At 61.3% G+C, this 21,160-nt stretch carries 19 protein-coding genes; 10 read left to right on the top strand and 9 right to left on the bottom strand.

Going from position 1 to position 21,160, the window contains the following annotated elements; translation table 11 throughout:
• Positions 1–10 precede the first annotated feature (10 nt).
• From HG800_RS20010 to HG800_RS20030, 5 genes are all read left to right on the top strand, one after another.
• Positions 11–478 (top strand): hypothetical protein, encoded by a 468-nt coding sequence (locus HG800_RS20010; protein WP_169978800.1) that lies wholly within the window; start codon positions 11–13, stop codon positions 476–478.
• 112 nt (positions 479–590) lie between these two features.
• Positions 591–1,457: a hypothetical protein gene (locus HG800_RS20015; protein ID WP_169978802.1), complete on the top strand. Its 867-nt coding sequence runs from the start codon at positions 591–593 to the stop codon at positions 1,455–1,457.
• 128 nt (positions 1,458–1,585) lie between these two features.
• Positions 1,586–1,999 (top strand): hypothetical protein, encoded by a 414-nt coding sequence (locus HG800_RS20020; RefSeq protein WP_169978803.1) that lies wholly within the window; start codon positions 1,586–1,588, stop codon positions 1,997–1,999.
• Between the two features lie 46 nt (positions 2,000–2,045).
• Positions 2,046–2,414, top strand: coding sequence for a cupin domain-containing protein (locus tag HG800_RS20025; protein WP_169978805.1), 369 nt, complete (start codon positions 2,046–2,048; stop codon positions 2,412–2,414).
• Positions 2,415–2,419: 5 nt separating this feature from the next.
• On the top strand, positions 2,420–2,875 hold the full coding sequence (locus tag HG800_RS20030; protein ID WP_169978807.1) for a hypothetical protein: 456 nt from the start codon (positions 2,420–2,422) through the stop codon (positions 2,873–2,875).
• Positions 2,876–2,898: 23 nt separating this feature from the next.
• Here HG800_RS20030 and HG800_RS20035 read toward each other — a convergent pair whose 3' ends face one another.
• The 3 genes from HG800_RS20035 to HG800_RS20045 all read right to left on the bottom strand — a co-directional run bounded on the left by HG800_RS20035 (position 2,899) and on the right by HG800_RS20045 (position 5,213).
• Entirely contained in the window at positions 2,899–3,777 is an 879-nt protein-coding gene (locus HG800_RS20035) for a hypothetical protein (protein WP_169978809.1), read from the bottom strand.
• A 135-nt stretch (positions 3,778–3,912) separates the two neighbouring features.
• Positions 3,913–4,650, bottom strand: a complete 738-nt coding sequence (locus tag HG800_RS20040; protein ID WP_169978811.1) for a carboxypeptidase regulatory-like domain-containing protein — start codon at positions 4,648–4,650, stop codon at positions 3,913–3,915.
• 41 nt (positions 4,651–4,691) lie between these two features.
• The gene (locus HG800_RS20045; protein WP_169978893.1) at positions 4,692–5,213 is read right to left on the bottom strand and encodes a TspO/MBR family protein; all 522 of its coding nucleotides are present in this window, start codon (positions 5,211–5,213) and stop codon (positions 4,692–4,694) included.
• A 376-nt stretch (positions 5,214–5,589) separates the two neighbouring features.
• On the opposite strand from HG800_RS20045, the gene HG800_RS20050 reads away from it, so the two are divergent.
• On the top strand, positions 5,590–6,306 hold the full coding sequence (locus HG800_RS20050) for a phosphatase PAP2 family protein (RefSeq protein WP_206352361.1): 717 nt from the start codon (positions 5,590–5,592) through the stop codon (positions 6,304–6,306).
• 106 nt (positions 6,307–6,412) lie between these two features.
• On the opposite strand, the gene HG800_RS20055 is transcribed toward HG800_RS20050, so the two are convergent.
• A complete protein-coding gene (locus tag HG800_RS20055) occupies positions 6,413–6,787 on the bottom strand; it encodes a hypothetical protein (RefSeq protein WP_169978813.1) in 375 nt (124 codons plus the stop codon).
• Between the two features lie 434 nt (positions 6,788–7,221).
• Here HG800_RS20055 and HG800_RS20060 point away from each other — a divergent pair, with 434 nt between their 5' ends.
• Positions 7,222–8,073, top strand: a complete 852-nt coding sequence (locus tag HG800_RS20060) for a class I SAM-dependent methyltransferase (protein WP_169978815.1) — start codon at positions 7,222–7,224, stop codon at positions 8,071–8,073.
• A 194-nt stretch (positions 8,074–8,267) separates the two neighbouring features.
• Here HG800_RS20060 and HG800_RS20065 read toward each other — a convergent pair whose 3' ends face one another.
• Entirely contained in the window at positions 8,268–9,614 is a 1,347-nt protein-coding gene (locus HG800_RS20065; protein ID WP_169978817.1) for a PHP domain-containing protein, read from the bottom strand.
• A gap of 126 nt (positions 9,615–9,740) precedes the next feature.
• The gene (locus HG800_RS20070; RefSeq protein ID WP_169978819.1) at positions 9,741–10,013 is read right to left on the bottom strand and encodes a hypothetical protein; all 273 of its coding nucleotides are present in this window, start codon (positions 10,011–10,013) and stop codon (positions 9,741–9,743) included.
• A 425-nt stretch (positions 10,014–10,438) separates the two neighbouring features.
• On the opposite strand from HG800_RS20070, the gene HG800_RS27005 reads away from it, so the two are divergent.
• A complete protein-coding gene (locus tag HG800_RS27005; RefSeq protein ID WP_182830384.1) occupies positions 10,439–11,872 on the top strand; it encodes a hypothetical protein in 1,434 nt (477 codons plus the stop codon).
• A gap of 82 nt (positions 11,873–11,954) precedes the next feature.
• Here HG800_RS27005 and HG800_RS20080 read toward each other — a convergent pair whose 3' ends face one another.
• Entirely contained in the window at positions 11,955–13,751 is a 1,797-nt protein-coding gene (locus HG800_RS20080; protein WP_169978821.1) for a hypothetical protein, read from the bottom strand.
• 216 nt (positions 13,752–13,967) lie between these two features.
• Here HG800_RS20080 and HG800_RS20085 point away from each other — a divergent pair, with 216 nt between their 5' ends.
• Positions 13,968–16,901: a LamG-like jellyroll fold domain-containing protein gene (locus tag HG800_RS20085; protein WP_169978823.1), complete on the top strand. Its 2,934-nt coding sequence runs from the start codon at positions 13,968–13,970 to the stop codon at positions 16,899–16,901.
• A gap of 25 nt (positions 16,902–16,926) precedes the next feature.
• On the opposite strand, the gene HG800_RS20090 is transcribed toward HG800_RS20085, so the two are convergent.
• Positions 16,927–18,360 (bottom strand): DUF1501 domain-containing protein, encoded by a 1,434-nt coding sequence (locus HG800_RS20090; RefSeq protein ID WP_169978825.1) that lies wholly within the window; start codon positions 18,358–18,360, stop codon positions 16,927–16,929.
• Between the two features lie 121 nt (positions 18,361–18,481).
• Positions 18,482–20,161 (bottom strand): porin, encoded by a 1,680-nt coding sequence (locus HG800_RS20095; RefSeq protein WP_169978827.1) that lies wholly within the window; start codon positions 20,159–20,161, stop codon positions 18,482–18,484.
• Between the two features lie 227 nt (positions 20,162–20,388).
• On the opposite strand from HG800_RS20095, the gene HG800_RS20100 reads away from it, so the two are divergent.
• Positions 20,389–21,159, top strand: a complete 771-nt coding sequence (locus HG800_RS20100; RefSeq protein WP_169978829.1) for an AMP nucleosidase — start codon at positions 20,389–20,391, stop codon at positions 21,157–21,159.
• The last annotated feature ends 1 nt before the right edge of the window (position 21,160 follow it).

The raw sequence follows: 21,160 nt of genomic DNA on the forward strand, positions 1-21,160 counted from the left end.
GGATCACCGCGTGACATCGCTTTTTACGAAGCTCAACCTCGGTCAGAACCGTGAGATCCTGGTGGACGGAGCCCCTCCGGGGTTCGAGCCGGAACTGGAGGCCCTCGACGGGGTGACGGTTCACCGGGAGCCGCGGGTGCAGGCGGCGATCCCGTTTGCGATGGTCTTCGTCAAGACGTTGGAGGACGTGGAGGCAGCTACCGCCTGGCTGCCGAAGGCGTCGGGAGATGCGGTGGTCTGGTTCGCCTATCCGAAGGCCTCATCGAAGCGATTCCGCTGCGAATTCAATCGAGACACAGGCTGGTCGGCGCTGGGTGACGCTGGATTCGAGGCGGTCCGTCAGGTCTCGATTGATGCGGACTGGTCGGCCCTTCGCTTCCGACGGGTCGAATTCATCAAGTCGCTGACCCGTGATCGTTCGAGGGCGATTAGCCCAGCCGGCAAGGACCGGGTTCAATCAAAAAAGGGTGACGAGTGATCGGTAGCGGCATTGGGTGGCTCATCCTGATGAGTAAGGTTGCAACCCAGTTCGGCGAAGGCGTGACCGCGTTTCTCAGGACTCAAATGGCCCGATTGTCGGTCGTCAAGTCATGATCCGCACGGGATACCTTCGTTGGGAGATCGAGGCCGCCGACGAGCGGAGCCAGGCGGATCGGCTTGCGCGCGAGGTGGTCTTGAAGGCGCGGCCGTCGTATCGGAAGGTGCAGATTAAAGGGGGAAACCAGGAGGAGGCGGCGGAGCGATTTGTAAGGGGAGAGGCGTCGTACGCGGCAGTCTTGCACGCGGTCGAGCGGTCGGGAGAAGAGGTCGAGGTGACGGTGCCGGATGTCGGGCCGCACATCTTCCGCTATTCGAGCAGTGACCGTGAGAAAAATGTTGGCTTCTGGATGGCGAAGCTGCATCGCGAGGTCGAGGCCTTTGCCCATGAAGTGGTGCGGGTGGCCGGGTCGTTCCCGAGGCTGGTGATCGCCAACCCGGCCTTGAGGGCGGGGTATGCGAAGCTGGTCGAGCATGAGGTGTTTCGGGTGATCGACGGGAGCAGCACTCCCGAAGCGACCCGAGAAGACGAGCCGATGACGCTCGATGCCGCTGCCTTCGCCCAAGGGGTGCCCGAGTTGGTGGCGGCGCAACTGGTGAGGGACGTGGTCGAGCCTCGCGAGTTTGAGGAGTTCTGCCGGGACGATCGGATCACGATCCGCAACGGACTGCGGATCTTCCGGATTTCGAGGAAGTCGCACGCGTTGATCGAGGTCTGGAAGGCCGACACCTACAGCGGCGAGGCGCGGCTCTGTGTCGTGTTCAAGGACCCGGGGATGCCGCCGTCGGATGAGGTGGTCATGAAGTATCTGCTGGCGAAGCATCAGCCGGACATGCTCTGGAAGGTCGGCGTGCGGTTCCCGGCCCCGACGGGGCGGTTTGATGCGCCGGTGCCAAGGAGGTGGCACTCGGCACCGTGATTGGACGGGGCGAACGGTGAAGGTCGCTGACCTCTGTTCAGGGATCGACCAATCGGCAATCATTGGGCGATCGCGTTGATGGGCGATGCGATTGTCGTACATGTTCCCTCCCTGAAGCAGAGGTTGCGATGAGTGACAACCCCTATGAGGCTCCTCAGACGAGCAGACGATCGGTCGAGGCTGTGGGAGTGCGGAGTGGGAGTCGGGAGGATCTGAAGAAGGTCGCGACGTATCAAAAAGGAATTCTTGTTTGCATCCTGCTCTACTTTGGGATCGTGATCGGTCAGTTCCTGGTGCCGCCAGAGCTGGGAATCGTGTTGCTATTGATGCTGTTGGGGATTGCGCTGGCCTCGATGGTGTTTATCTTCCTGCTGGCGATGAAGGTCTACAGCACGGCGCTGGGGATCGTGCTGGGGATTGGGGCGTTGCTTCCCTTGATCGGGTTGTTCATCCTGCTGATGGTCAACGGCAAGGCGACGCGGATTCTGAAGGAGAATGGAATCAAAGTCGGATTGATCGGGGCCAATGTGTCTGAGATCTGAATACGAAGTCGCCGATCGCCCTCGGCGAAGCGAGTGGTATCCCATCATGCCGATGCATATTCCCACGCCGACTCGGATCGAAGCCGCAGGAACTCAGCCGAAGCTCATTGATGAATACGTCGGTCGCGTCAACAGCGGGACTGACGGAGTGAGCATCGCTCACATGCGAAGCCCGAGCGGGTGGGCCGAGCCGGGTCAGGTACCGGAGTTTGACGAGTACACAATCGTGCTGCGCGGGATGGTCCGGGTGGAGCATCTCGACGGAACGCTCGACGTGCACGCCGGGCAAGGCGTCCTGACGCGCAAGGGGGAGTGGATTCGCTACAGCACGCCGGGCGAGGAGGGAGCCGAGTACATCGCCGTCTGTTTGCCGGCCTTTTCGCCCGAGACGGTCCACCGCGACCCGGAGGCATAGTGCCGATGGCGCTGCTGGCCGTCGATACGGGACTGAGGACGGGCCTGGCCCTCTTTGGTCGGGATGGTCGGCTCGCCTGGTATCGATCGCAGCACTTTGCCAACCGGGCGACGCTCAAGCGAGGGGTCTACGGACTGTTCGGGACGATCGGCGAGCTGGATCGGGTGGTGCTGGAAGGCGGAGGGCCGATCGCCGAGGTCTGGCGGCGCGAGGCGGAGCGTCGGGGGATTGTCGTGCGAGTGATCGGCGCGGAGGTCTGGCGAGCGACACTCGACGCCTTCGGGGATCGGCACCGGCCGAAGCGGGAGTCCGATGCGATTGCCCGGCGGGTGATCGACTGGTCGGGGGCGTCAAAGCCGACCTCGCTGCGGCACGACGCGGCCGAGGCGATCCTGATCGGCCTCTGGGGCGTGATCGAGGCCGGTTGGCTTGACGGGCCACCGGCTGAGGTGCTGGGGTGATGGGGATCCGGTGGTCCGGTCAATCAATCGGGGATCGAAGGCGCCGGAGGGATCTCGCTGGGAGGTGCGATGACGATGGGGTCGACTGACGGCTGATCCTCGGTGGAGGAGGTGCGGCGGTCGATGCGATCGACCGTTTCGGCGAGGCGCTGCATGGTTGCTTCGAGGGTGTCGATCCGGCTTGAGGAGGGTGCCGGCACCGTCAGGATACGGAGATCGGGCCAGGAGACGACCGCGTTGTTGTCCGCCTTCAGGGCCTGCGCGATGATGCCGGCCTCCTGTGCCGATCGCACGCGGATCTCGATCACGTCGGCTTGAAGGGCACCGGCCTGGACCTTGCCTAGACCGTCGGCGCTTTCGTGCAGCAGGTCGAGCCGGCCGCCGTTGGAGCTGGCGATCCGAATGACGCCTTGCCAGCCGGGATCGACTGCGGAGGCCGAGGTCGGCACCACGACATCGAAGGTACCCGGAAGGGTCGAGGCCTGGGATGGGACGACCGGAGTCGGAACCGGAACGGGAGTGATCACGTCGCCGGGATTGAACGATTCCGTGGCATCAAGCGATCGAAGGGCGGCGAGGCGTTCGAGCGATTGGAGTTCCTGCTGGGCCTCGTGGAGGTCGGTTTGCAGCCGAGCGATGTGCTGCGAGCGTTCGGCAATCAGCTCGCGAAGTTCGAAAATGGCCTGATTGATCTCTCGGAACTTCGAGGCTCGGAAGGCTCGGATCTGATCTGCAAGCGTGCTGCCGACTCCTTGAGGTGAGACCTCGATGGGGGGGGGCTCGACGGGGAGAGGAGGATCAATGGTCGGATCATCGATCGCACGAGCAGAGGGGATGGCCAGACTGACCAGCGCGATCGAGGTCAGGGCTTGAGCGGTGAGGGATCGGGCGATCCTCGTCATGGACATCCTCCTCCGTGAGCAATCACGTCTCGGGGTTCGATCCGAAATTCGTCGCGAACGATACGACGGATCGAGGATTGTGTCGAGGGTGATCGATGGAGAGGAGGAGGCGGTCGTCGATTCTTTGGCAATCGATCAGGGACGACGGCGGGACGGGGGGCGAAGGTCTTCGGCCTCGAACGCAATGTCCACCTCGCTCGTCTGACCGTCGCGGACCTCAACCTCGACCCGTTTGCGGAAGCCACCGTCGGGGTGGTGGACGAACAACGTGTAAGGGCCGGGCGGGAGGCCGGTGAGTTGGAACCGCCCCTGATCGTCGGTCACGGTGTGATACGGATGATCGAAGACGAAGATCCAGGCCGACATCGCCACGTGGATCGGACAGCCGAGGTGGACCGGTTGCCGGGCGGATTGAAAGCGATGGACGTAGCGACCGCCGGGAGGCGTGGTGACGTTGAAGCGGTTCGCCACCGTTGAGCCTGAGGCGGTAACGCCGTGATTCGCCACGTCGCTGTTGAGGAAGACGACTGGCTGGTCGGCCTCGACGGTGAGGACGTGAGGAAGGAACTCGAAGTTGAGCTGATCGACCTCGATCGGATCGCGAGCGTCGGAATCGTCTCGGGGGTCGATGTCGATCGCGGAGGCGTCGATCCAGACAGCAGCCTCGCGAAGTCCGAGTGTCCGAGGATCAACCTCGACCGGTGATCGTCGCGTGGCGGCCTCGGGGTTGAGCACTTTCGGGGGTAACGGGCCGGAGTAGGTCACACGACCAGAGATGATTCCACTGCCTGTGGGAGGGGAGCAAGGGCGGTTCGGCTCGTCGTCGAACGCGTTCCCCAAGGTGAGGCAAAGCACAAGCAAGGCGGAAGTCATGATGAGCGAATTCCCAGGGGAGTGTCGGCCGGGCCCGGTCGTCACGAACTGTTAAGCTGCCAGATGGCGAGGTTCAGCGCCGTGGCAAAGCTGACCCAGAGCAGGTAAGGGAGCATCAGGACTCCCGCCGGTCGGCTGATGGGGAGGAAGGCAATGAGGGTGGCGAGAATGGCGGCCCAGAGCAGGACGATCTCAACCGCGGCCAGGTCAGGGCGTCGTGCGCCGAAGAACAGGCCCGACCAGGCGATGTTGAGCGCCAGTTGCACCGTAAAGAGTCCGAGCGCCACGCGACCTCCGGACCATCCGACTCGTCGCCAGACAAGCCAGGCCGCCACGGCCATTCCCGCGTAAAGGGCCGTCCAAACAGGGCCAAAGAGGGTATTGGGAGGGGTCCATCGGGGTTTGTTCAGGGAATCGTACCAGGGTCCGATCCCTTGACTTGTGAACAGGCCGCCGAGGCCGGCCGCCGCAAAGCAGACGAGCAGAAACCCGATCAGGGTCAGGACGGTGCGGAGCCTGGAATGGGATTGCGATGGCTGGACGGGAGCGTCAGCGGTGTTCATGATCGCCAGGACCGTGGTGGTTTCGAGCACGAGCGACTCATCGTTCTATCGTGCGGAATCGACGGTGTCTTCGTCAACCGCGGGGACCCCTGGCGCGGGAGTTGCCTGGAGAAATCGGGTTCACTTTCTCTCGATTCACCCTGGTCTAGAGCGGGATTCGATGGAGGGGAGCGGCTCGCCGGGACATGGGGGCCAGGCACCTCGAAGACTCGGAGCCAATCCCTGCTTCCTTGACGGGCCGGGCTGACTGCCGGAAATGGGGGACAGGCACCTCGAAGACTCGGAGCCAGTCCCTGCTTCCCTGACCCTTCACAGGCAATCGAAAAACGCTCTCGTGCGACCTTGAGAGACCCTTTCCCTGGAGGAGTTGCGATCCGTGCGAGAACTGATCCGTCGAGCGTGGGAGGTCGGAGCAGGAATGGACCGGGTGGTGTTTCTCTCCATCATCGCGGTGGTGGGAGGCGGCTGGCTGTTTCTCGCCATCGCCGATGAAGTGGTCGAGGGAGAATCGGCCCGGTTTGACGAAGCCGTCCTGTTGATGTTTCGGAATCCGGAGAACCCCGAGGATGCGATCGGAGGTCCGGAAATCGAGGAGTTGATCCGCGATCTGACCGCGCTGGGAGGAGTGGCGATCATCAGCCTGGTCACGATCTCAGCCGTCGTGTTCCTGATCATGGATCGCAAGGGGCATGCGGCCGTTCTGGTGCTGCTGGCGACGGTCGGAGGGCAGTTGATCAGCAGTGGCTTGAAAGCTTATTACGATCGACCGAGGCCAGAGATCGTCCCTCATCTGATGCACGCAGCTCGGGGAAGCTTTCCCAGCGGACACTCACTGCTGGCGGCGGTGACGTATCTGACGATCGGGGCGTTGCTGGCTCAGATGGTGACGCAACGGCGGTTGAAAGTGTTCATCCTGGGCGTCGCAGTGATCATCACCATGATGGTCGGCGTGAGTCGGATTTACCTGGGTGTCCATTACCCGACGGATGTCTTGGCGGGCTGGACGCTGGGATTCATCTGGGCGACGCTCTGTGCGCAAGTCGCCCAGTGGCTGCGACAACGCGGCATGGTTGAGCAGGCCATCGACGCCTGACTCAAGGACCGAAGAAGAAACGACCACCCGAGCCGCCCGTCCCAGATCAAGGGGGGAAAGACTTCGGGTGGTCGCATCAATAAAGACTGAATCGGGGTGAGGCGATTCAGGAGGTCGGCAGGTGGGCCGTGCCGGCCTTGGTGAGCAAATAGCGCGAGTTACCGGTTTCCTTGTTCTTGGACCCTCGCTTCAGGAGTTTGCGGGTCAGCAGGGCTTCAAGGCTGCGCTGCTCGTTTTTGTTCTTGGGCTCGTAACCGGTTTCTCCCGCCGCGTGGATGGTCTGAAGGAACTTGACCTGGTTGTCGGTCAACTTGACCGGAGCAGCCTTCTTGGCGGCCGGTTTCGCGGGAGAGCTTTTCGGGGTGGCCTCAGATGGAGTGGCGGTCGTGTTCTTGGTCGCGCTCTTCCCTGCGGTCGCCTTGGCCTTCTTGGCAGGAGTCTTGGTGGCCTTGGCGGAAGCACCTTTCTTGGTCGTCGCCATCGCTAAATCAGGGCCTCACCGGGAGAGAAAGATAAAGTCGGTCGGCGGACATTCGCCGATCTTGCTGATCTGATCTATAGAGCGTGATATTACCGAAGTCAAGATCGAATCAGGCTTCAAGATGATCGGCGCTCGGGTCGGAACGATCGGGCCGAGTTTGCCGAACGAAACGCGGGTCGAATATTGGTCCTCATGACGACGATCGGGAAATCGGGAATTGTGGATCGAAAGCGCATTTTGAATCATCGAGCCAATCGGGGCGCGACCTGGGTTGGGTGACCAGGAGGGGATGGGCCGAAGGGTTGGGGATGGCCCTGAGGCGGTCGAACAGTTTGCCTTGTTCTGTTTGGGACGATCTGATAGGTTCCGCTTCCAAGTACGCCACGCTGACTCGGCGCCACGGACGGACCGACGACGTTGAAGGAGTCGACACCATGACCGGCATCGAAACCGCTTCGCAGGCTGATCCCCTGGGCTCGTCGTCACCACTGAGCCGCCCCTCGCTGGACCTGGCCTCCCGGTTGCGGTTGACGGTGAAATACTGGCTCTGGCCGGGAATCAACTGGGTGAGCCGCGACAAGGCAGCAGTGGTCTCGATGCTGCAGCGAGGGACCCCCGAAGCCCCCTTGCGAACGCTCGATTGCGGTTGCGGCAACGCCTTTTTCGCTCACGAGGCTGTCAAGCGCGGGTCGACCTGTCTGGGGATCACGATCCACGATTGGGAACGCCAGTCGTGCGAGGAGATGGCGTCGTTTCTGGGCGAAGCGGGAGCGTCGATGGAGTTTCGCGTGCAGCGGCTCGACGACCTTGCGAGGGATCCGAAGGCCCAGGGATCGTTCGATCAGGTCTTGCTGTTCGACGTGATTGAACACATCCGCGACGATCGCGCTGCCATGCGGCAGATTCGAACCCTGCTCAATGACGACGGCCTGGTTTACCTGACGACACCTGACCGTGACTACCAGGCCAACGCTGACCACCTTCGCGTGACTCGCACCGAGGACGGCTGGCATGTTCGCAACGGATACACCCTGGAGCAACTGGAACGCCTGATGGAAGACTGCGGCCTGGAGCCGGTCGACCACCTGCGGTTCGGAACCCTGGGAACGACGATCGTGACCCGCATCCAGCACAAGGTCTTCCGATCGGCGATCCTGCCGCTGACGGTCCTGACGTTTCCGCTCTTGAAGCTGATCGCCTGGATCGGCTCCCCCTGGAAAGATCGCCATACGGTCTTCGTGCTGGCCCGCAAGCGAAGTGACGAAGAACTGGCCGCGAGGGCCTGAGGTCTCGCTGTCTTGAAGCGAGGTCGAACCCGCATCGAGCCGGATGAGGGTCTGCGCTCGCAATGGGTTGTGCCGCGTGGGGGGCCGAACGGATGGCGATACGCGAGCGACGAGATCCTCAGGGGGTTCGTCTTGCAGTGGCCGATCAACGAGGCCGCACGATGAGCCGAACCCCCTTCTCAGGACGGGGGCGATCAGTCGTCAGATGCCTCGGTCGGGACGGTCTCGATCCACTTTTCCCAGCCGACCGGCTGAGTCCAGGCCTGAGCGAGCTGGCCGCCGAACGAGGGGTTCTCGGGAGGCATGCTCGACGTGATGACGGCCCGGACGTACAGCTCGTCTCCCTTCAGCTTGTAACGGGCGTGAGTTCCTTCGACCGTGGCGAGGGCGGTGCCGAGTTCGTCGGAATAGCGAGCGGTTACGTCGAGCGGGTTACCGTCGTCGTCGAGCACAGGCTCGGCGGAAGGGTCGATGGTGTCGCGCGTGCCGATGAAGGTGATCGTGTACGAGGCACCCGGGTCGGGGGCGACCTTAACCTCGATGACACCGGCTGCGGCATCGTACTGAACGTCGTTGAGCGTTACGCCGCTGGAAGCATAGAAGTCGCCGGCCTCGATGGAGTCGATGATCGACTCGGGAGTCAGGTGACGGGCGCGGACCATGACCCAGCCCCTGCCGGGCGAAGAGCCATCGACCCCGAAGTAGTTGTGCGAGTCGTCGGTGGCCAGACCTGCGAGGGGAGGAGCCTTGAGCACGGCAATCCGCAGGGTATTGGCGATGTCCCAGAGGCGTTCGACCGAGGCGTGGGTGTCGTCTCCTTCGTGATGGACGCCAGGATGGCCGTTGTAGACCTCGACAAAGCGCTCGCGGACGGCCTTCGCCAGTTCCTCCGCCGTGATTGCGTAGCCAAAGTTCGGGTGGTTCAGGTGGGTCAGGATGCGGATGCCGAGCCGGCGGGCCTGCTCCTCGGCGGCCTTGAGGTTGTTATCGATGACCTCAACGACCGAATCCCCTCCCTGGGGGGGGATGTATTCGAGCAGGTTGCTTGCATTCATGTGGATCGGCTTCTGTTCGAAGCGGTCGGTGATTTCCTCCCCCTGGATCAGGAGGAAACGGCCGGCCTGTTCGGACAGGGCGCGGTACTCGGTCAGGGGTTTGAGCCGAACCTGCTCAACCCCATCGACGGTTCGGGTCTCGACCCAACTGCGTCCGAAGCGATCGACGTAGCGGTCGAACCCACGGTTGCCGGAGCGGCGATCGACCTCGGCGCGATCCATCCAGCGAGCCCCCTGGCTCAGGACGTTGTGGTCCGAGAGGGCGAGGAAGTTGTAACCGTTGCGGACGTACCAATCGACGATCATCTCGGGGAAATCGTTGCCATCGCTCCAGAGGGAATGCGTGTGCAGGTTCCCCTTCCACCAGCGGGCGGGAAGATCAGCCGGGACGGCCGGAGCGTCGTCCTGGGCGGTCGCAGTCGATGTCGGCAGGCCGAACCGCATCACGAGCATGCAGCAGGCAAGGAGTCGAAGCGCACGGGTCATGCCAGAGCCTCTGAGAAATGCACGAAGTGGCAGGTTCGGGTGTTTGGAGCGACTGACCGGTTGATCCGGGACTCAGCCGTGACGATTCAGGAAGTTGCTGTGACGCCCCCGGGCATTTCGAGCGTCTCACATCCGGAGGGTCTCGATGACATAGATCTTGGCCTCCGGTCCTCCTTCCAGACCCAGATCACTCTGGAATCGCCAGAGGTGGCGAAACCCCTCGACCGGAGGTAAATCAAAATCGGCCATCTTGCCTCGCAATCGGGTCTGGGCCTCGTCGGTCATTCCCTCGACGATCAGACGACCGGCCCAGGCGACCAGACAATCCTTGATCGTCGGCGCTTCGATTTGCTGCGCCTGCGATTGGCCGCGATGAACCGTGATCACGGTGACGAACATCGACTCTCCTTCGATCCAGGGTGCCGGCGGTTGACGCCGCTCATCCCTCGCAACTGCAACCCTGAAGCCGGGTTGCCTGAATCCTCTCATCCCGTTTTTACCGATCGATTGTCAAAATTGGTAGGACTGGATGACGATCAAGAGAGAAGACTCGAGCAAGCTGCGATTCAGGAAGATCTGCGATCGAATCGCGTTAATCCTGATCCTGAAATAAGTTATCGCATGGTTGGTGAACGCCGAGCCAACGATTCTCCGGAGCGGATCAGGTTATGGCATCGAAAATGCTCAAATGGCGGTTCCCTTCAACGGACTCCGCTCGAGTCTCCCCCGACAGGTGTTCGACTCAAATACCGGAGAGGTCGGCTCTCCGGCAAACCGACATGCCAGGATGTGCGGTCGGTCATCGGAAGACACGGAGGTCGACGATGATGGTCCGAAGAATGTCGCTCATCGTCCCGATTCTTTCCGCCTTCGTGGCGGTGAGCACCGCTTCGGCACAACCGCGCCAGGAAGTCGGTCCCTGGAGCTCGATGGAGCGAGTCGGCGAGACGCTCCAGGATCGCCAGGAGCGTCGGGGCGAGGTGACCGAGGAATCGTATCCGAGCTTGCTCGCCCGTCATTCGGAACGCGTGGAGCAGGACGAACCGCTGATCCTGACCCCCTTTCGACTTGGCGGATGGGCTGATGCTCCGGTGACGATCGGCTTCTTCGGACCGGTCGCCTCGACTACCTCGATGCCGACATTGACATCGACACCGACCCCAACGGTCGCACCATCGGAACCCCAGAGCAATTCGACTCCTGCACCGGCCCCCGCTCCCCGAGTGTCAACATCGGTCGTCCCGTACCAACCGCTGGTCCTGGGTTCGTTATTCGCCGGCGAGCTGACCCACGTCTCCAAGCCGACCCCATCACCCCGACCGACTTCCGGACTCCGGCTCGAATCGGTCGCCACCATTTCCACCCCTGTCCAATCCACTCCGGCCCCTGCTCCCGAGCCGGCCCCTGCTCCCGAGCCGGCCCCTGCTCCCGAGCCGACGCCCGCTCCGACGCCCGTGCAGGCTCCGGCACCAGAGCCGACGCCGACTCCGGTGTCAACCTCGGCCCCGACGGAGCCTTCGCCCCTTCGCTCCGGTCCCGCCGATGCGTTCCTCAACTTTACCGACGGCCCCTTCCCGGCGGCTCATTCCTTGACCGAGGGAACGCCCGAGGCCTGGTACAAGAGCCCGGTGGTCTCGGACTTGCTTGGCCGAACGCCGAATGAAGCGGAGAAGTACGAGTTCAAGACCGAGATCCTTTCCAAGGTTGAGGAAAGCTTCCGCAAGAGCGGCCTGGAGGTCGATCTGACGCTCGATCCCGGCTCAGCGGCCCATACCTTGAGTGTGGTCTCGGGAGCACTGGCGGTGGATAACCCGGAGGCGATTGGGATCGCTGACATCGGGGGAGACGGGTTCACCTTCATCGACAACTTCGACTCCACCTCGATCAACACGATGAGTGACCTGGAAACGGCGCTCGCCAACAACATCTCGCACGAGCTGATGCACGCCTTCGGGGTCGAATATCATGACGAGTCGGGTATGACCATCGACTCGGGGCGAATCAACTGGGACCTCCTGACCAGCGACGAACTGGCGTTTAGCGATGAGGCGGTCGGGCTGCTCGCGTCTCGCGACTTCCAGCGACGCTGGGATGATGGTCTGCTGGCGAGCCATCAAGTTGCTTCGCACGGTAATGGCTGCTCGTGCCATCCGAACAGCGCACTGGCCACCCCCGAGCCCGCCACGCTGGCCATGTGGACCCTGACCCTGGTGGGAGCCGCGTGGTCGGGTCGGCAATGGCGACAGCGCCGCGCTTGATCTCTTCACGGCAGAGTCACGACTGAGACCGGATGAGGTGGCTTCGATCGGATCGCACCGCAGGGCTAGCCTCAGCAGAGGCTTACGGAACGAGCACGCTCAGTTCCTCGAAGGTGAAATGGCATGGTCGGTTGTCGGGTTGAATTCGGATCGCTTCAACCGGCTCACCGATCCAGATCGTCGTTGTTTTTTCGGCGCCGGTCGGTAAGGCCCAGGCCAGATATTCCTGGTCGGCGGGGAAGCGGTCCTGGCCTGGACGCCTCCAGGCAAATTTGAACCGTGCGGGCTCTCCTTCGGCATTGAAATGGTGGTATCGAAGTCGGATGCCTGCAACGAATTGCGAGGTGTTTGGCATCGCAAAATCGACCTGGGGATCAACCCCGAGCGATTTCATCGTGCGTCCCTTCCAGCGAGCGAGTTGCAGTCGGCTGGGCTCAAGCTCGACCTGCAATTTTCGAAACGTTGGATCGGGGGCGAGGCGGTCGAAGGGTTCGATGCCTGCGTGTTGGAGCATGGTGAGCTGTTCGGTCAACTCGTCGTGCGTGGGAAAAAGGAAGGGCGTGTAGCGTCGAACGAGGAGAAATCGTGGCACCCCGGAGCGCAGGTCTGTGACGAAGGACTCAGATTGCATCTTCGTGGATCGACCGGATTCGATGCTTGAAAACGTGTTCGGCCAGAGCACCACACAGAGCAGACAGAACAGGCTCATGGGCACAAGTCGAGCCGTCGCGCCCGGCCCGAACACCTCGAACGCAACGGCCCCGATCAGCAGGGCCACGGTTGCGAGCGACACGTAACGCTCCTGGGCTCCGGCCAGGTCGCCCAACCCGGCACGCCCCCAGCCGGTGCCAAGCACGAGCATTCCCATTGCTCCCCAGCAGGCCAACAGTCCAAGGGCTCTCGTCCGGTCCGCCGGGCGGACCAGAGCGGATCGCATGATCACGACGAATGCCGCCACGATCAACACAGCGACCATTCCTCCTCCAACCAGTCCCAGTTGTATCCCCCCTGATCCCAGTCCGGTCCCAAGAAATTGCAAGACCGTTCGAGCAATGGCCCAGAGACCGGGTGGAGGCGGATGGTGCAGAGAACGCTCGTAGTTGTGGAAGTAGAGCATCGACAAGGCCAGTGCGGTAATCGCCAGGAGAGCGAAGGTCAGGCCCGAGGACCTCGCTCGGTCGCTCCCCGATCGGGCATGAGCCACCGACACCCCAAGCAACCAGAGCGCCGGCATCGGCGCGAGGGCGACCCCCGCTGCATTGCAGAGCGGCAAGAGCACCAGTGCCAGGCCGATCATCCCCCCGCGCCCGATTCCGGGCAATCCGGGCCTCACGGTGATGAGCAGGAGCACGAAGCCCCCGAGGAACACCGGCAGGAGATACGACACCGACATGTTCCAGATCAGATTGATGTGATGACCGAGGTTGAGGAAGAGCAACGGATACAAGGCATCGGAAAATTGCCTTCCCTGCCTCGCCATGCCGAGCGTCACAGGGGCCATCGCTGCGAGAGTCGCCAGAAGCACGACATTAAGGACCATTCCCGCGCGGAAGTCGTTTCCGGTCAGTCGAAACCCTGCCAGGAGGAGCAAACGAGGCAACACGAGCCGGTGTTCACTGTGCAACGACCAGAGCCAGTCAAGGGTCAACGCACGGTGACCCGTGAGGACCGGAATGACGTCGTAGTCGTCCCAGACCGGTACCCGTGGACCGAACCGAGCCACGTACCCCAGTGCCACGACAGTGAGCACTACCCACGAAAGCCAGACGAACAACCCACTGCCGGGTTCACTCTGCCATCGACTGGACGAATGATGACGAGCCGTGGTCGATTTCGGATTCGGATCGATGGGTTTGGCAACTTTCGCGTCAAGGGGCACGGAACACCTCCACAACACGAAGCAGAGGGCACGAAACGCAGGAGATCAACGTGATCGATTTATCTGATCGTTTCGATCAGTTCGGGCGGTGATCGAAGCAATCTGTCCTCCGAGCCAATTGTCGGCCACAATGGCACGATGGAGTTCGGCCCGTGACCAATGTCGATGACGACCGTGCCACGCTCGAAACAGATCAGGGAACCAGGAGATTCTCGCATGAGGATTCGCGTTGTGTCGATGGCCATCTTTGCCCTGGGAGTGGGAGTAATCGCAAGGGCGGATGACGGAGCGTCCTCTCCACCACCGGCGCCGGAGCTGGTCGATGGTCGTTTTGGTCAGGCGATCGACGCCCGCAAGGGAGGCTCGATTGCCCCGGCCGATGATCGGTTTGAACAGCGTCCCCTGACGATCGAACTGTGGGTGCAGTTGCTCGATCGAGACGCCGGCGCGGTCTTGCTCTCGCATGAGGCGCCGACCTCCGGGTCGCACTGGGAACTGGTTATCCTGCCCGATTCGGCCGATCTGGCCTTTCGGGCGCCGAGCCTGAGCCCCGCGTTGATCATGGCGGACGGATCGATTGGCGATGGCCAATGGCACCACGTCGCCCTGTTGCTGGAGTTGGATCGGGTGCGATTAGTCGTGGATGGATCGCTCCGAGCTGAGTCTCGGGTCGAGCAACGCCTGACGGCTCCCCCTCAGCGGAGCGGCCTGGCCGTGGGAACCCGGATCGAGGACCGTCGGCCCAACGCAGTCTTGATTGATGATGTACGCATTTCCCAGGGGATTCGGGATGTCGTTGCCGCGCCGACCACAGCGTTTGTGACCGACGAACAGACGATCGTGCTTTGGAATTATGATGAATCTGAGGCAGAATACCTGGCCCGCTGGACTCCTGGCGGTGAGACGAATCAGCGTGGGCTTCCTTACCCTCATAAGTTCGGCGCCTATGAGTTTCAGGAAGACCCCGACTGGATCGACGGTCGATGGCAAGACACCGACAAGGGGCCCTTCGTCAGCCATTCAACCCAGATTCCACAACGGCAACTCGGCCCGAAGACGTTGACCCTGTTTCTCGGTCCCGATCGTTCGACCACCGCGGTCTTCGATTTGGAACGTTGCGGTATCGTCGCTGGTTTGACCGAATCCACCTGGACGACCGATGCCATGCGCTTCGGGTTACTCCGAAAGCCGACGCTCAAGGGATCACTGCAGAGCTACGTGTCTCCTGGAAAACTCTGGAGAACTCCTCCTGGTGACACCACTCCCGATCCTCAGCCTGTCGACCCGAACGACCTGGATTACCAGGGCTTAAGGCTGCACGGAAATCAGGTAGTACTGATGTCTCGGGTTCTTGGTGGAACGGTGACGGAGGTGTGCCGAGAAGTTCGACAAGGGGAGGTCGTGGCGGTCGCCCGATCGCTGAAGGCTGACGGGCTCTCCTCTTCTGTCTGGCTCACCCTAGCCGAGTGGCCAGTGACGCCCGATGTCTGGAACGAAGGATCGCTGAGTCTCACCACTGCCACCGCTGAGGACGGTACGGCCTACGCGATCGCTGTTCGGCCTGACCACGGCGCCACTTCCCTTGTTGTTCGAGGGGGAGATGTCTGTCTTCCTATTCTAGGGGAAGCCGAGTGGTCAGGAGACCTGTTGCTCTGGTCGGGACCGGCCGAGCAGCTCGAAGAATTCCTCGCGATGGCACGATCAACGGAACCGGCCGAGGAGGTCGAGGCGTTGCTTCAACCCGGTCCTCGCCGGTGGGGAGAACCGATCGTCACGACGGGAACCCTCGGGGCGGACGATGGGCATTCACCGTACGTGATCGATACCATCGCGGTTCCTTACGAGAATCCATTCCAGGCACTGTTTTTTATCACCGCGGTTGACTTTTTCGCCGACGGTTCGGCCGCAGTGGCGACGGCTCATGGAGATGTCTGGGTTGTTCGAGGAATCGACCGCGATCTTGCCTCAGTATCCTGGCATCGGTTTGCGACGGGCCTCTATCAGCCTTTGGGATTGAAGGTGGTGAATGGGTCTGTCGTGGTGCTGGGACGCGACCAGCTCACGCGGCTGGTGGATGAAAATGAGGACGGCGAGGCAGATCTCTATGAATCATTCAACCACGACTTGATCATTCAAGGGCTCGATCACGCCTATGCCATGCGGCTGGAGACCGATACCGAGGGGAACTTCTACTTTCTCAAATCGGGCGCAGGTCCACACGGGAGCGCTCTGATCAGGGTCTCGGCCGACGGATCGGAGCTCTCGGTTGTGGCCCGAGGTTTTCGACATCCGTATGGGATGGGTATCGGCCCTGCCAATCAGATTACCGTGGCCGATAACGAAGGGAACTGGGTCCCTTCCTCCAAGATTGATCTGATCCGCGAGGGAGGATTCTACGGCTATCTCGCCAGTGCTCCCGAAGCTCCAGAAGGGGTCGTGCCTGATCCCCCTCTGTGCTACATTCCGAAGGCGGCCGACAATTCGAGCGGCGGTCAGGTCTGGTATACCGGGGACCGCTGGGGAGACTACCATCAGAACGGCATGCTCCACCTCTCCTGGGGTCGTTGCACTCTGCACGCGGTGTTGCAGGAAGAAATCGAGGGAATTCACCAGGCGACGACGGTACGATTCCCCGGCCTCACCTTCCTCTCGGGTTCGGGCCAGGCCGTTTTCCATCCGATCGACGGACAGCTTTACGTGGTCGGGCTAAACGGCTGGCAAACCGGCGCGGCCGCCGATGGAAGCATTCAACGCGTGCGATATACCGGTCGTCCCATTCATATGCCGACCGCTCTAAACGTGTTCGAAGATGGCGTACTTCTCACCTTCTCTGAGCCGATCGATGAAGCCATTGCCTCCGATCTGAAACGCTACCGGGCTGAGCAGTGGAATTATCAGTGGTCGAGCACTTATGGATCTTTCCACTACTCGGCGATCAACCCGACTCGGATCGGTCACGATTCGGTTCCAATCCGATCGGCAGAGTTCCAGGAGGACGGCCGGAGCGTTTTTCTTCGGATTGATGGACTCAAGCCCGTTGATCAGTTTTGGCTGGCGACCGATCTGGTGGCGGAGGACGAGTCGCCCCTTCGGTTTGATCTGTATGCGACGATTCACGCGCTTCGGGCCGCCGAGGATCGGTCGCCGTGAACTGCGAATGGATCGGGCGATCGCCTCAGAACAGGCTGAGAATCGGTGCCCCTTCGGCCAGCAAGCTGAAGGGGCGTCCTTCACGATCGGTCGCTTCCAGGTCATCGATCCCCATGGCGTGATAGACTGTGTGGGTCACGTCGGCGGGAGTGACCGGTCGATCGGCAGGATAAGCGGCGATTCGATCGCTCGATCCGTACGTTTGCCCTCCCTGGACCCCGCCTCCGGCCATGAGCACGCTCATGCAGTGGGTCCAGTGGTCCCGACCCGCGCCGGATTCACCGCCGGATCTTGGGTCGCCGATTCGAGGCTTGCGGCCCATCTCGCTGGTCACCATGACCAGTGTTTCATCGAGCAGGCCGCGATCGTGCAGATCGCCCAGCAAGCCAGAAAGGGCCTGATCAAACTCGGGGAGAAGGAATTCCTTCAAGCAATTGAAGTTGTTTCCATGCGTGTCCCAGCCACCGGCACTCTTGCAGCGATTGGCGATGGCCTGGTCCTCGAGCCAGAAAACCGTGATGAACGGTACCCCGGCTTCGACCAGTCGGCGAGCCATGAGCAAGCTCATGCCATTAGTCGTCTCGCCGTATCGGGCTCGAACGGCTTCGGGTTCGTCGAGCAAGTCGAACGCGCGGGTCGTCTCGGCGGACGCCAGTAATCCCAGCGCTTTTTCTTCATGAGTGGCGTAGGTTTGGACGGCTCGGACCTGATCGAGGTCGCGCCGGGCCTCGTCGATGGTGTTGAGCAAGGCCCGCCGCGCGTGTAATCGAGGGTGATTCACATCGGCCTGAAGCGTGAGCGCCGGCACCTGGAAGGTTAAGGGAGTGTCGCGATTCCCCATCAGATAGAGCGGGTCGTGTTCCACTCCGATCCGAGCGGCGAACTGACCGGGACGCGTGTAAGGCGCCCGGCTCGGCTTGTGAGGCAAGGTGATCGCGTTGATCAGGTTAGGGTGGGGAGGACGTCGGGACGCAACAACGCTTCCCATGAACGGCCAGTCATCGGGCTGGGGAGTTCGGTCGTTCCCCATGCTGAGGAAGGTCGGGTCGGGTTGATGACCGGTCAATTGATAATAATAGCCTGCATGGTGATCGTTCGTGGAGACGGAGTTGCCGACTGAGTTGATCACTGCCAGATGCTGGGCCTGCTCGGCCAGTTTCGGGAGGTGTTCACAGAGCCGAACGCCGGGCACACGGGAGGCGATGGGTTGAAACGGGCCTCGGAATTCGGCCGGGGCATCGGGCTTCATGTCCCAGGTGTCGATGTGAGACGCTCCACCGCAGAGAAAGAACAAGATCGTCGATCGAGCTGACCTTTTCGGTTGTCCGGGATTGTTCGAGTCTCGTCCAAGGACCATTCCGGGAGTGCCGAACTGCAGACCAGCGACCCCCATCCCCGATGCGACGAGAAATGTTCTGCGTGAAGGTACTGCCCGATTCGAGTCGATTCTGCCTGACATCTCTCTCGTCTCCTGGCCCGTCGCACGCGTCCTGAGCGGTGGATTCCGTCATCGCGTCGGTTCTTGTGCGATTGTCCTTCGTCGGGCGGAACTCGTCCACCCTGCAGCGAGAAATCGACGATCAGAACCAGATCTGACAACGAATCCAGAACAGGTCGCTGCTCGAACGGCGGGTGCCGCTACGTTCGTTCAGCAAGACGGGGGAACCGAAGGCAGAACGCTGCCAATCGAAGTAGAATTTCACATAACGATTGGCGTACCAGTTGAAGCCGATATCCGTCATTACGATGTCTCGGGTCCAAAATTCTTCGTTGGCAAGCTCGAAGTCGAAGACCTCACGCCCGAGCTGCAACTGGCTGATTCGAGCGAAGACCTCGATGGCTCCGGGGCCATATAGTCCTTGTGTCGGCGCGAACGGTCGGAGCGGGACAATTGTGGTGCGAGCGTGTGGTTCCTCCCCGGTCAGGAACCGAGCGGCGGTGAGATGGTAGCCGATGACCGGAACGCTGGGCCGAAGGGAAAGGCCGAGCTTCTCGTACTGGTAACGACCTGCCTGAACCTCCGATTCAAACGACCATCCGCCCCCGTAATAGGCCAGGTGCAGTGCTCCCTGGAAGCGATCGCCGAACATGCGGACATCTTCCTCGAAATCGAGGAAGCTGATGGAAGCGGCGGAAGCCTCCCGGCTGTTCTCGGTGGCCTGAATAGAGGTTCGAAGCGGCATGGGCCGTTCTTCGTTATCCCTGATGGTCTGGCCCCCGGCGATCGATCCTCCGAGGTTCAGATATCGGAGTCTCGGGAAGCGTTCCGTCAACAAGAAGGGTCGCCAGTTGAGATAGCCCGCAGCCTCTCGAGTCGAGTTGGTGTCGGCGATTCCGAGGATTCCTCCCGAGAATCCTCCCACGGCATATTCCAGGCGACCGTCCCCAAGGTATCCCCAGGCCATTAGCCCTGCCTGTCGAGAGAGACCGAAGTTCAGGGGATAAAGCGATCGCTCGGGAGTGATGAAGTAGGGTTCGAGGTGGTCATACCAGTCAAAGCTGTAGGGAACGAGCGATCGCCCGAACTTGATCTGAAATCCTTCGTTGAAGCGAAAGTTCACAAATCCGTCGAGCAGGTCGAGCACGCCTTCCAGGCTGCGCTGGAACGAGACTTCGTACTCGATGGGCCGTGTGAGATGACCGGCAAGGTAGAATCGGGTCCGAGGCAGAAAAAGGCCGCTTGTGGCCGGATCGAGATCGCCGGGTGCATACGTTTTGAAGTCGACCTGATTGAGGACCCGCACACCAAGGCTCAGCTCTTCGTCCGGCGTGAACAGCTCGAACCCCTCACCGACCTTTCCGAGGAGTCGAGGCTCGCTTCCCGGGGCGAAGATGGGAAAGGCTCGACCTGGCCCGACGATAATCCGATCGAGCCCCTCGTTGGCCTCTCGATCTGCGAACGGGTCAGGTTCTTCTGCGGATCGTAATACGGAGGCTTGAGCCGGTTCGACGAGGGTGTCGGTCGGTTCATTGAGGCGATCGAGGAGGCGGTGGTACTGGTCCTCAAGCTCCTGGTAGCGTTGGTCACGTTCGGCTTCGCGACTCAAGACCGCGTTGTACTGTTCCAGAAGTCGATGGTTCAGTTCTTCGAGCCGCCGCACCCGTTCGGCGAGCGCTTCTGGCTGATCCGTCTCCGAGTGGGGAATCGCAGCCGAGGGGACGTCATCAAGCAACGGGGCGGGATTGGCCCTCGTCATCGGCAAGGCCGATCCGAGGAAGAGTGCGAGCCAGACGGATCGCCTCCAGTCGGAATTCGGCACGATGACTCCTCGGTTCGAGGTCGGTCTAAGACTCGGTTCCCGTGAACCGTGATCCGAGACGGGTCGTTCATCTCTTCATCGGCAGCACAGACCTGAACGCTTGAGTCGATTCTTTCGAATTTTCCGAGGAGTTCGATGCGTAGGATTTGCGCGATGGGCCGTTGGTCGTGGTATTCTGTCGAACTCAGGAATCCGAGTGGCGGAGTGACGAGTCGGGGGCTGCTTCTGTGAAGACGAAGGTTGAGATCGTTCGCGATTGGTTGCCTCGATACACGGGTCGTCCCCTCGACCAGTTTGGCCAGTACGTCCTGCTGACGAATTTCCTTCACTATGTCGAACTGTTTGCGCAACGCTTTGACGTCGAGATTCTGGGACGCGATCGACCGATGCAATCGGCCGAGGCCGAGAACCTGACGATCCTGAACTTCGGCATGGGAAGCGCGATGGCCGCAACGGTCATGGATCTGCTTCTGGCGATCGAACCGAAGGCCGTGCTCTTTCTGGGAAAGTGCGGCGGGCTGAAAAAAACAAAGGTGGGGGATTTTGTACTTCCAATCGCGGCGATCCGGGGCGAAGGAACGAGCAATGATTATATGCCCCCGGAAATTCCGGCCCTGCCGTCGTTCCGACTTCAACGCGCGGTCTCTTCAACCATCGTTCGACACCACCGCGACTACTGGACCGGAACCGTTTACACGACCAATCGACGGGTTTGGGAGCATGACTCCGCCTTCAAGGCCTATCTCCGCAGGACGAGGGCGCTAGGGATCGACATGGAGACGGCAACGATTTTCATCGTCGGCTTTGTCAATCATATTCCCAAAGGGGCATTGCTTCTCGTTTCAGACAACCCGATGACTCCTGAGGGGGTGAAATCGGCTCGGAGTGATCGCACCGTCTCCGAAAAATATGTGATTCCGCACCTGGAAATCGGGATCGACGCCCTGATTGAGCTTCGCGATTCTGGAGAGTCGGTCAAACACCTTCGTTTTGAATGAT

This window comes from Tautonia rosea (assembly GCF_012958305.1).
Taxonomy (GTDB): domain Bacteria; phylum Planctomycetota; class Planctomycetia; order Isosphaerales; family Isosphaeraceae; genus Tautonia; species Tautonia rosea.

Coding starts and splice junctions, on each gene's coding strand:
- HG800_RS20020 (WP_169978803.1), top strand. CDS start 1,586: ATGAGTGACAACCCCTATGAGGCTCCTCAGACGAGCAGACGATCGGTC.
- HG800_RS20065 (WP_169978817.1), bottom strand. CDS start 9,614: ATGACCCGTGCGCTTCGACTCCTTGCCTGCTGCATGCTCGTGATGCGG.
- HG800_RS20025 (WP_169978805.1), top strand. CDS start 2,046: ATGCCGATGCATATTCCCACGCCGACTCGGATCGAAGCCGCAGGAACT.
- HG800_RS20070 (WP_169978819.1), bottom strand. CDS start 10,013: ATGTTCGTCACCGTGATCACGGTTCATCGCGGCCAATCGCAGGCGCAG.
- HG800_RS20040 (WP_169978811.1), bottom strand. CDS start 4,650: ATGACTTCCGCCTTGCTTGTGCTTTGCCTCACCTTGGGGAACGCGTTC.
- HG800_RS20015 (WP_169978802.1), top strand. CDS start 591: ATGATCCGCACGGGATACCTTCGTTGGGAGATCGAGGCCGCCGACGAG.
- HG800_RS20035 (WP_169978809.1), bottom strand. CDS start 3,777: ATGACGAGGATCGCCCGATCCCTCACCGCTCAAGCCCTGACCTCGATC.
- HG800_RS20030 (WP_169978807.1), top strand. CDS start 2,420: ATGGCGCTGCTGGCCGTCGATACGGGACTGAGGACGGGCCTGGCCCTC.
- HG800_RS20045 (WP_169978893.1), bottom strand. CDS start 5,213: ATGAACACCGCTGACGCTCCCGTCCAGCCATCGCAATCCCATTCCAGG.
- HG800_RS27005 (WP_182830384.1), top strand. CDS start 10,439: ATGATGGTCCGAAGAATGTCGCTCATCGTCCCGATTCTTTCCGCCTTC.
- HG800_RS20055 (WP_169978813.1), bottom strand. CDS start 6,787: ATGGCGACGACCAAGAAAGGTGCTTCCGCCAAGGCCACCAAGACTCCT.
- HG800_RS20060 (WP_169978815.1), top strand. CDS start 7,222: ATGACCGGCATCGAAACCGCTTCGCAGGCTGATCCCCTGGGCTCGTCG.
- HG800_RS20085 (WP_169978823.1), top strand. CDS start 13,968: ATGAGGATTCGCGTTGTGTCGATGGCCATCTTTGCCCTGGGAGTGGGA.
- HG800_RS20090 (WP_169978825.1), bottom strand. CDS start 18,360: ATGTCAGGCAGAATCGACTCGAATCGGGCAGTACCTTCACGCAGAACA.